6 protein-coding genes are annotated in these 6,153 nt (G+C 38.5%); 5 read left to right on the plus strand and 1 reads right to left on the minus strand.

Features of this window, described 5'->3' with window-relative positions:
* Nucleotides 1-96 precede the first annotated feature (96 nt).
* On the minus strand, nucleotides 97-459 hold the full coding sequence (locus tag M901_RS16640) for a c-type cytochrome (protein ID WP_021278415.1): 363 nt from the start codon (nucleotides 457-459) through the stop codon (nucleotides 97-99).
* Nucleotides 460-615: 156 nt separating this feature from the next.
* On the opposite strand from M901_RS16640, the gene M901_RS11735 reads away from it, so the two are divergent.
* The 5 genes from M901_RS11735 to M901_RS11755 form a co-directional block, all read left to right on the plus strand.
* Complete coding sequence (locus tag M901_RS11735; RefSeq protein ID WP_021278417.1) at nucleotides 616-1,908, plus strand: cytochrome-c peroxidase; 1,293 nt, start codon at nucleotides 616-618, stop codon at nucleotides 1,906-1,908.
* A gap of 62 nt (nucleotides 1,909-1,970) precedes the next feature.
* Entirely contained in the window at nucleotides 1,971-3,776 is a 1,806-nt protein-coding gene (gene recQ, locus M901_RS11740) for a DNA helicase RecQ (protein ID WP_021278414.1), read from the plus strand.
* A gap of 83 nt (nucleotides 3,777-3,859) precedes the next feature.
* Entirely contained in the window at nucleotides 3,860-4,660 is an 801-nt protein-coding gene (locus M901_RS11745) for an ABC transporter permease (protein ID WP_034721963.1), read from the plus strand.
* 8 nt (nucleotides 4,661-4,668) lie between these two features.
* Nucleotides 4,669-5,421 carry an ABC transporter ATP-binding protein gene (locus M901_RS11750; RefSeq protein WP_021278413.1) on the plus strand — a complete coding sequence of 251 codons (753 nt, stop codon included), beginning with the start codon at nucleotides 4,669-4,671 and terminating at the stop codon, nucleotides 5,419-5,421.
* A gap of 12 nt (nucleotides 5,422-5,433) precedes the next feature.
* A partial coding sequence (locus tag M901_RS11755) for an MlaD family protein (RefSeq protein ID WP_034721967.1) occupies nucleotides 5,434-6,153 on the plus strand: 720 nt, incomplete at its 3' end.

The raw sequence follows: 6,153 nt of genomic DNA on the forward strand, positions 1-6,153 counted from the left end.
AAAGATCATTCCTTATGAGGTCTTTATTCATATCACCCAAAGAGTTCCAAAAGAATATACTAATAGATAAAGAAGGAGCGACTTACGCTCCTTTTTTTATTTTTGGAACATACCCTTATACTTTGGACCAAGTGATGCAACATAGGCCGCAACGTCAGCAATCTCTTTCTTAGAAAGTTTTTTTACCTTGGCATACATCATTGCTGTGTTCTTTGTTTTTCTCTTCTTCGATTGAACGGCAATAACTTGTTCGGCAACGTAGGCAGCGTCAAGTCCGGCGATTTTAGGGCCCTTTGTCATTCTGATTTTTGAGACATCAGAAGCCTTTCCAGAACCATTTGCATTGTGACACATCGTACAGTTAATTTTCTTGTAAATTTTCTTTCCGTTGGCAATATCTCCTGCTTGAGAAGATGCAGTTATGGCGAATAGGGCCATTAGTGTGAAAAACTTTTTCATAATCAACTCCATATCTTTTGAGTGAATTTAATCACTTAAAAGATTCAATTCCAATGCTTCTATTTGTTGCGGACTATAGCATGGTAGAAATTGTTTGACTAATCAAACAAGACTGTGTGTAATGCTTTCGCACACAACACACACTTTGAGGAAGACATGATTAAATCACTGAAACTACTGCTATTATTTTTAGCAGTTTCAGCAACTTATGCATCAAAACTTGATGTAGAACTTCAAAACTATATTGCTCGTTTTCAATTTAAGCCCGTTCCAAGGCCAACTGGTATAAACCGAGATATTTACAATTTGGGAAAGAAGTTATTTTCAGAAGTAGAGATTTCTGGAAATAGGAATATTAGTTGCGCGAGCTGCCACGATCCAAAACTTGGCACGAGTGATGCGCTACCTCTTTCTCTTGGTGAAGATGGAAAAACAATTATTGCTAGAAACTCACCGGCCCTTTTTAATCTCGATCATCCAGAAATGAGAATGCTCTTTTGGGATGGAAGAGTTTCCTATGATGAAAGAGCAGAGGCCTACACAACACCTTCGGAAGTTCTTAATGGAGATTATCCTGAGCGATGGGATATTACTGATGAGTTAGGAAGTGCCCTCGCAGCTCAGGCCCTTTTCCCAATCCTTAATCATGAGGAAATGAGGGGACAGAAGGGAACTAATGAAATCGCAGATGCTAAGAGCGATGAAGAGGCGTGGGAGCGAATCATGAGGAGGCTTCTAGGTAAAAAAGAATATCAGGAGCTTTTTAAAAAGGCATTCCCAAAGGCCATGGAGTTAAATATTGGTCATCTTGGAAACGCCTTGGCTCACTTTCAAAAATTTGAGTTTTCTTCGACAAATACACCTTGGGACCGCTATCTTCGAGGTCAAATTCAGGCCCTAAGTGAAGCGGAAAAAAGAGGGGCAATCATCTTTTCTACCAAGGGGAGATGTATTGTCTGTCATGGGAGAACCATTTTAGGTGGAAATGCTATGGCAAATATTGCGGCACCTCAAATTGGGCCTGGTAAGGATATTCGTAATAATGATCAGGGACGCTTTGAAGTGACTAACGAAGAAAGACATCGTTATGTGTTTAGAGCGCCGCCTTTAAGAAATGTGGCCCTGACGGCACCATATTTTCATTCTGGAGCCTATGAAACTCTAATGGATGTCGTCAACCATTATGCCGGTGGAATCAAATCACTTGATGAATATAATTCAAAGTGGTTAGAGAAGTTTGAAAAGACAACTTACAAACAAAAGATCTATGTTGAGACTAATCATTACCGCTTGTTTAGGAAGAAAGAGGATGCTCATCCAGTGATTAAGCGCAATATGATTCGTCTAACGCAATCTGAGAAAGAGGATTTAGTCTTATTCTTAACGAAATCCCTTACAGACCCTAAGTTTGAGAGTCTCAAAAATAAAAAGTCACTGAACAAAAGGTGATATTCATTGGCGATGAGCTAAGAAATTGGTAAGTTTTTAGAGCAACAATCGATGGGAAAATCATGTTAGAAAAAGCTTACCAAGTGCTCCAAAATGTCTTTGGTTATGAAGACTTCAGACTCGAGCAAAAAAATGCTATTCAGGCCGCTTTAAATAAAGAGGACGCTTTTGTTCTTATGCCAACTGGTGGTGGTAAGTCTCTATGTTATCAAGTCCCAGCGCTTTGTTTTGATGGATTAACAGTCGTTATCTCACCACTAATTTCTCTTATGAAGAACCAAGTTGATGCTTTAAAGATTAATGGTGTCGCGGCAGAATTTCTAAACTCAACTTTAGATATGGATATTTGGAATGAAATTTACCAGGATGTGATTTCTGGTGATGTTAAACTCCTTTATCTTTCTCCTGAAGGATTGGCCTCTACTAAAATTAGAAATCTTTTGAAGAATGCAAATATTTCTTTTATTGCTGTGGATGAAGCTCACTGTGTATCACAATGGGGACATGAATTTAGAAGTGATTATAAGAATCTTGGTTCTCTTCGTGAGCTACTTCCTCATGTTCCAATGATGGCCTTAACGGCTACAGCTGATCAAAAAGTACGTGATGATATTATTGCGAATCTTCACCTGAAAGAAGTTAGAGAATTTGTTTCTAGCTTTGATAGGGCCAATATAAGATACGAGATTCGTCCTAAAGATAATGGAACAAAGCAACTTCTTGAATTTCTCAAAGAGCACGAGGGTGAAACTGGAATTATCTATTGTGGGACAAGAAAGAAGGTTGATCAAATTACGGAAAAGCTTCGTGATCAAGGCTTGAATGCCTACGCTTACCATGCAGGGCTTTCGGATGTTGAAAGAAGCTTATCCCAAGAAAAGTTTGAAAAAGAAGAAGATATCATTATTGTTGCAACAATTGCTTTTGGAATGGGGATTGATAAGCCTAACGTTCGCTTTGTTGCACACTTGGGGCTTTCAAAGAATATTGAAAGTTATTATCAGGAAACGGGAAGGGCCGGAAGAGATGGCGAACCAGCTGTCGCTTGGATGGTTTACGGATTGGATGATCTCGTAAGAAATAAGAACTTCCTTAATAATTCTGATGCAAGTGGCGTCTATAAAGAGTTGGCCACTACTAAGATTGATTCTATGCTGAGCTTTTGTGAACTCACAACTTGTCGTCGTAAATACCTTCTATCTTACTTTGGAGAAGAGTATCCAAGAGATTGCGGTAATTGCGATTGTTGTTTAAATGAATTTGAAAGCCATGATGCAACCCTAGAGGCGAAGAAGTTCTTATCCGCAGTTTTTAGAACGGGACAGAATTTTGGAGCAAAATATATTATTGATATCCTTAGAGGAGCTAAGGAAGAGAAGATCTTAAACCGTTCTCATCATGAACTCTCTGTTTATGGTATTGGTAGAGAAACTCCTGCTAAGGAATGGAATTATATCGTTAGAAATCTCGTCTTTAGAGAATATCTCTTTTACAAGAATTTGGAATATCGAACACTAGCGTTAGCACCTAAGGCACTTGAGATTTTAAAAGAAGGGAAGACCTTCTCTGTAAATCGCCCTTTAAAGAAGCTTGGAACGGGACTCAAAACAGGCTTAAGTAAGAAGAGAGAAAAGTTAGAAATTAGTGATGTTCTTCTTGAAAAGCTTAAGGCCAGAAGAAGTGCTCTTGCTAAGAAATTACGTGTTCCACCATATCAAGTCTTTAGCAATAGAACTCTCGAGGATATGGCCGAGAGACTTCCGCGTACACAAGAAGAATTTCTTGAGGTTCATGGAGTTGGGCAAAAGAAATGTCAGAAGTTTGCTGATGATTTCCTCTCAATAATTATTGAAGACAAACAGTCCTAAATTCTTAAAAAAATTGTAAATGCTGCGCTGCTCGCGAAAGTCTGTGCTAGGCACTAGGGAAAAAGTGCATTAAAATATTTCTAATGCAATTAGTTACGGATAACTTTATAAGATTCACGGAAGGAATCGGCAAAATCGTAATAAAGAACATTTCTGGTCTTGGTCTCATTTGTCGATTTATTTTAAGTTTTTTCTATTGGGCGGCTCGACCTCCTTATAGAATGAAGCTCTTTTTTGAGCAGATGCACTTCATTGGAAACAAGAGTCTTTTCATTATTACTCTCGCGGGATCATTTACCGGAATGGTAATGGCCTATCAAACATACTTTGGCTTTAAGCTTATTAATGTTGATTCACTGGTTGGACCAGTTGTCGCAATCTCTCTTGCAAAAGAATTAGCACCCGTCTTAACGGGATTAATTGTCGCAGGAAGGGCAGGGGCTGCAATGGCAGCGCAAATTGGGACGATGAAAGTGACAGAACAAGTTGATGCCCTAGAGGTCATGGGTGTCAATAGTATGCAATACCTCGCTGTTCCAAGAATTCTCGCAGGAACCTTATCTGTTCCTATGTTAAGTGTTTTCTTTCTCTTTATTGGAAATATCGGGTCATATATTGTTGGAACTCAAGCTCTTTCAATTGATGAGGCGATCTATCTTTCAAAGCTGAGTAACTTTATGTTTGTCAGCGATCTTATGCAAGGTGTGATCAAGGCGACAGTCTTTGGATTCATTATTTCAATTATTGGAACTTACTTCGGTTTTTCTGTGACGAAGGGAGCTGAAGGAGTAGGGAAAGGAACAAATCTTGCTGTTGTTTGGGGTATGATTTCCGTACTTGTTCTCGATTATTTCTTAACTAGTTTTCTGGTTCAAATTCTATAGGAGAGTGGATGTTAAGTTTTGAAAATCCTGCCGTAGGAATTAATGATCTGACAAAAACATTTGGTAACCATACCGTTTTAAATAAACTCAATTTTGATATCCCTCGAGGAAAAATTACGACAATTCTCGGATTTTCTGGAGCAGGAAAGTCAACTTTACTAAAACATATTCTCGGACTTCATAAACCAACTAGTGGTCAAATCTCGGTTCTCGGAAGGGACCTAAGCGAACTTGAAGAAGTTGATATGAGAGAGTTCCGTCAAAACTTTGGAATGCTCTTTCAATACGCGGCTCTTTTCGATTCAATGACAACTTTTGGAAATGTGGCCTTTCCTCTTAGAGAGTTCACGGATCTAAATGAAGATCAAATTAAAGAGAAGTGCTTTCACCTTCTAAAGTCAGTGGGTCTAGAGGAAGTGTCTTACAATAAACTTCCAAGTGAACTATCTGGTGGTATGAGAAAGAGGGTAGGTCTAGCAAGGGCCTTGGCCCTGAGTCCAAAGATTATGCTCTATGATGAGCCAACTACTGGGCTTGATCCAATCACGACAAAAATGGTCAACGACTTAATTGTTGAGACCGGTCAAATACATAAAGAAAATGAGCTGACTTCAATTATTATTTCACACGACGTGAAGGCGACATTAGAAATTTCCGACTATGTGGCATTTTTAAATCGTGGTAATATTGTTGAGTACTTACCAGCTAAGGATTTTGCAAATTCTGACCATCCTTTGGTTAAAGAGTTTATAAACCTCTAGGAGAGGGAGTAAATGAACGAATTTAAAGTCGGGCTTATGGCCCTCTGCTCAATGGCAGCAGTAGTAGTTATGTCTCTAATGATTACATCAAACCAATCTGGTTTTGGTGATTACGTTACATATAGAACAATTATTAATGATGCCTCAGGTATTTTTCCAAAAACTCCCATTAAAGTTGCAGGGATTAATGCAGGTAGAATTAAGAATATTGAGCTTCAGGGAAATAAGGCCCTTATTACTTTTGAGGTTCTAGAAAGAGTAAAGATTACTGAGAATTCACAGCTAAAGATCAAGTCTGTTGGATTCCTAGGTGATAAGTATCTTGAAATCTACGTCGGTAATTCAGAAAAAAGATTAGGTAATAATGCCTTTTTAGATTCACTTGAAGCAGGTGGGGTAGAGGCCCTTGTTAAGGATGCTAGTGAAGTTATGAAGGATGTTAAAGTTATCGTTAAGTCTATTAAAGACTCTCTTGCGCCTCCGGGTGAAAAACCACCAATCAAGCTTATTCTCGATGATGTCAAAGAACTTGTCCAAAATACAAAGCAAGTTACAGCATCATTAAAGAGAGTTATTTCAGGTAATGAGCAAAAGCTAAATAATATTGTTGATAATCTTGAAGGTTTCTCTGAGCAGCTCGCATATCACTTAGATAAAGATGAGCCTGAAAGTGCTATTTCTGATGTTAAAGAAATCCTTTCTAAGACAGATACTATGATGGGTGACTTAANA

Origin of the sequence: Bacteriovorax sp. DB6_IX (assembly GCF_000447775.1) — a bacterium.
Classification (GTDB): Bacteria; Bdellovibrionota; Bacteriovoracia; order Bacteriovoracales; family Bacteriovoracaceae; genus Halobacteriovorax_A.